This window comes from Novosphingobium sp. ST904, from assembly GCF_001298105.1.
Lineage (GTDB): Bacteria > Pseudomonadota > Alphaproteobacteria > Sphingomonadales > Sphingomonadaceae > Novosphingobium.
In genome coordinates this window covers 1-4,332 of the sequence record NZ_LGJH01000058.1, presented here as the reverse complement: position 1 = coordinate 4,332, position 4,332 = coordinate 1, and the positions used below count along the sequence as shown (strand labels likewise).

The following is a 4,332-nucleotide window of genomic DNA, read 5'->3' as shown; positions in this document are numbered from 1 at the left end:
GAAAGTGCGACGAGGGCCAAGCAAAAGCGGAGGATCGGACGGCAGCGCGAGCGCTAATCGTCACACGCCCACGCTGCCGTTTATGAGTTTACGACCTAGGATAGCGCGCGCCTTCGTGAGCCGGCGACCCGACTGGCGCTAGCACAATCTCCTTTCGGATCGCACTATGCCCCGCACCCCTCGGCCAACGCCGACCGTAAAATCCACGCGCAAATCCAAAGCCACGAAATCTGGACCGAAGTTGAAGCAGCCAACGGAGAACCCGCTGCCCACGACTACGGAATGGGAAGAACCTGAAGGCTTCGGCGATGCCTTGCGTCTTCACACAAGGCGGTTCGGCGAATCTTACCTTCTCCTGCACCGTGCGATCATCCAGCCAAGCGAAACCTTTCATGCCGATACCCTGAAAGGCTGGGCCTTGGGCCGCAGGGTGCCTCGAAGCGCCGCCAGCATGGAGATACTCGGCCGCATAGAGAAGCGGTACGGCCTGACGACCGGCTACTTCAAATCGAAATTGCCGCATCCCGGCCGCGCGACGGCGGTCCCGGCGTTGCCGGGCATAACCCCTGCGGAACAGCGCCGGCTCGCCTGGCATCTGCCCGACGACTTCGGCAAACGGACACGCGCGCAGCAAGCAGAAATTCTCGATTGGGTCCGCACCGTTGTGGTCTCGGGATCGACGGAATATCGCCGGTATCAATCCGAAGCCTCGAAGATCCGCTATAGCCTCCGCTTCCCTTCCCTCACCGGGCGCAAGGCCCAGGCCAAGCGGCCGCAGCCAAGGGATGAAGCCGATTTTGAAGCATCGGAGGAAGACATCGACCTGATCGCCGGCTCAATCGAAGCGCCGCCTCGCCTCACCGCCGAGATGGCCGAACTGATCCGCTTCAAGTCGAGCACACTGACGGACATCGGCTTCCAGCGCAGCGGAGTGTGGAACGAGGAGACCATCCTGCAGAAGGTCGAGCACTTGGGCCTGATGTTCGGAGCAATGCGCGCCGCACCGGATGGGCTTGTCGCGGGCCTCGGCATCCCGGCCCGGCATCTCACGATTGCCATGCTGGTCTTTCCCCGTCTGTGGGACTGGTACGTGCAATGGCGCGAAGTGCGGCGCGGGTTCTTTACCCGCTGGGAGGTCGACATGCTCCGTCTCGCTTCGGCACTCACCCGAAAACAGACCGGATGGCTGCGCCAGATGCCAGGTCTAGCGGGCCGGCTCACACCGGTCGAAGGGGTGATCAGCGAACAGGACATAGACACTGCGCAAGCCAACTGGGGCGCGGCCTGCGATCGTCTTCATGCCCACGCAGCCGCGCGGGCCAAGGAGATCGAGCGGGTCGCCCGCGTTCATCGTGATCCCTTCGAACCGATACTGTCGGTCCTGCAGGCTGATAGCCCGGTAGGCGAATACCGAAAGATTGCCGACGAAATCCTGCGGCTTGCGCCCAATCCCGATCGTTATCCGCGCGCCGCCGCCGAGGCGGAGCGCTCCTTTCTGCTCATCCGGCTCGGCTTGCATCTCGGGCTAAGGCAGAAGAACCTGCGACAGTTGATGGTCTGCCCTCGCGGCCAGTTGCCACGCTCGGAGAGGCAACTGGAAACTCTGAAGCGTGGAGAAATACGCTGGAGCGAGCGCGACCACGGCTGGGAAGTCTTCATCCCGGCCGTCGCGTTCAAGAATGCGGGATCATCGTTCTTCGATGGCCGTCCGTTCCGGCTGGTGTTGCCGGACCTTGCCGACCTTTACCGCCACATCGACGAGTATGTCCGCCGCCACCGGCCAGCGCTGCTCGGGCCGGTCGCTGATCCCGGGACGCTTTTCGTAAAGACGGTCAAAGTGACCAGTCGCTCAGCCGAGTATGACCAGAACACCTTCTACGAGGCTTGGCGGCTAGTCATCCAGCGCTATGGGATCTACAACCCCTACACCGGCAACGGCGTCATCAAAGGCTTGCTGCCTCACGGCCCTCATAACATCCGCGACGTGCTGGCGACACACATCCTCAAGCAAACTGGGTCTTACGAGCGCGCCAGCTACGCGATCCAGGATACGCCGGACATGGTAGCGAAGCACTACGGAAGGTTCCTGCCCCAAGACAAATCAGCACTTGCTGCGCAAATCCTCAATCAGGTTTGGCTGGCAGCGTAATAGTGAACCTTCCCAGGTACAGAAAATGAGCGAGAGTCTCTGACGAACTATGAGACGCTGCCGCCACTCCCGTTGTAACTTTCGAGGATCCGCGAACCCTTTGAACGAAAGGGGCGATGGCAGTCGCCGTCACAACAGGACTAATCGCCGTTGCGCGATCGTCAAACCGCGGGCAGGAAGAGGATGATCGAGCAGGCGGGGGGAATGAGAGTGTCAGATAAGATTTGCGGGGCTTTGAATATTCGGCGGTCGGATCGTAGATGGCGCCTCACTCGGCCATCTTGACTCCGAACTTTTTTATACTTCAATCCTCTTATCATTGAGCGAATTGAGAATGAATTTTTCCGGAATTAAAGTGTTCAATGACACGGTTGAGGTGGAGTACGACTTCAGCGTGTCTCCCATAAAGGAAGACTCTTCGGGGCTTTCAAGCGCCGATCAAATTCTGGCAGGAATAGGCCGCGTTGAAAGGGAGTTTCAGACGCAGGAAGAGCAGATCGATGCACTTGATCAGAACATTGGCCGCGCCACCAACGATGCAGATCACATCGACAACTTGGTGGCTGTAGGCAGCGGCCTGTTGGCGGGACTGATCGACATATTTTGGGTTGGCGATTTTAACTTCGAACGAGGCAAAGCTTGGAGCAATCGCACAGTCAACGAATTTGTTATGAAGGTTGCCAAAGCACAGGGATATACAGGAGATCGGCTTGCCGGCGCCATCCAGTTCCTTGAGAAGAAGTTTCCAGTTCCCAGCGACAACATCTGGAAAAGCCAAGATGCTGGCGTATCGGCCAAGAGTCACCATCTTGATGACCTTGCCCATCACCCAACTCCAATAGGCCTGTTTTTTTCCATTTTGACCCAGTTTACGAAGAAAGGGTATTTCCAAAATGGCGAAGGCACATTCTTATCCATCGACATTAGCGAGAACGGCTTGGAATTGATCGGATCAGATATTCCTTCAAAGATTTTCTGCGGCACAATCAATTGGTTCTTCCATCTAGTTAGCGACATGTCAGGCAGCAACAAAACCGCTGGCGTCGGCATGGGCATTCCTGGTCCGATATTGTCCCTACTCAAGGAGATTGCAACCATTCCTGGGTTGAGTAAGAGCGGATTACCGAAAAAGATAAAAGATATTTTCGTTAAGGAGCGATTTGATCTACGCGCTGAATTGGCTGTTTGTACGAAGTTGGTCGTCAGGCGGTGCCCGTGCTCTTAAATGAAGTCCTGGTACGTACTTTTTATTTTATTCGTCGATTGGTTTCCGAGGTAAAAGCTAAACAGTCTCTCACGGGAGTCGAATGGGCAAAGACGCTCCCGTGGAAAAATCGCACAACAGCGCGTATGCTCACCATCGCAACGGGCACATTCACGGCTGTAGATCTTGCCGATGCAGCCATACGCGCTGGATTGAAATCCGTTGATTTGGGAACCTTTGGAGCACAACTGTTGCTCCGAGTGAACTTTGTCGGAATTGGCCGCTTCGCATTCGCCGTCTACTCTGACGCGTCGATGGGCTCTCAACGTGAACGGCTGCGTGATAAGCGGATCATGATATTGAGCGAGCAACTGCACTGGGCGAATGCAAAAGTCGCCTATTTGCAGGCTGATGCTTGGCAGACTGCTGAACAAACGGAAACTAGTTTGCGGGAGACCGAGGAAGCAATGCGGCAATCCGTCGTTGTATTCGCACGTGCCTCTGAGGATAATTACAGATCTCTCGTCCATATAGGCCAGTTGCGAAGCGGAATACAGGCCAAAAACCCGGGTTTAATCGCTGACATTCATGACTTTCTCAAATGGGGATGAGCAGCGTGACAGGTTATCCGGCAAGCGCCGAGCAGATTCTCAATCCGGAAGATATCCAGTTTGCTATCGACGACAAAAAACTCCCTGAATTAATTCAGGGACAAATTGTAAAATTAAATGAGCTCGATGTTGGCGTCAAAAAGGCACTGGAAAGTGCACAAAGGGCCGAAAAGCACGCCCAAGACGCTCGCAACCTGTCCGCAGGGTGGAGCCTTTTCGGCGATCGAAAAAAAGAAGCTATCGAAGGCCTGCAAAAAGTAAGCGTTGAACTAGGCTCAGGACCCATTGATAGGCCTGCGATGATGTGATTCAGGCTCCCCAAGGAGACTGAGCATGAGCGACCTGTATTGGCTTACGGACGAGCAGAT

The 4,332-nt window shown here is 55.9% G+C and carries 4 protein-coding genes; all 4 read left to right on the top strand.

Features of this window, described 5'->3' with window-relative positions; genetic code table 11:
- The first annotated feature begins 241 nt into the window (after nucleotides 1-241).
- A complete protein-coding gene (locus ADT71_RS00555) occupies nucleotides 242-2,149 on the top strand; it encodes a hypothetical protein (RefSeq protein ID WP_231635451.1) in 1,908 nt (635 codons plus the stop codon).
- 334 nt (nucleotides 2,150-2,483) lie between these two features.
- On the top strand, nucleotides 2,484-3,374 hold the full coding sequence (locus ADT71_RS00550) for a hypothetical protein (RefSeq protein WP_054434175.1): 891 nt from the start codon (nucleotides 2,484-2,486) through the stop codon (nucleotides 3,372-3,374).
- Nucleotides 3,365-3,964, top strand: coding sequence for a hypothetical protein (locus ADT71_RS00545; protein ID WP_132470495.1), 600 nt, complete (start codon nucleotides 3,365-3,367; stop codon nucleotides 3,962-3,964). The genes ADT71_RS00550 and ADT71_RS00545 overlap by 10 nt, the downstream gene beginning before the upstream one ends.
- 5 nt (nucleotides 3,965-3,969) lie before the next feature.
- Nucleotides 3,970-4,272: a hypothetical protein gene (locus tag ADT71_RS00540; RefSeq protein ID WP_132470498.1), complete on the top strand. Its 303-nt coding sequence runs from the start codon at nucleotides 3,970-3,972 to the stop codon at nucleotides 4,270-4,272.
- Nucleotides 4,273-4,332: the final 60 nt, after the last annotated feature.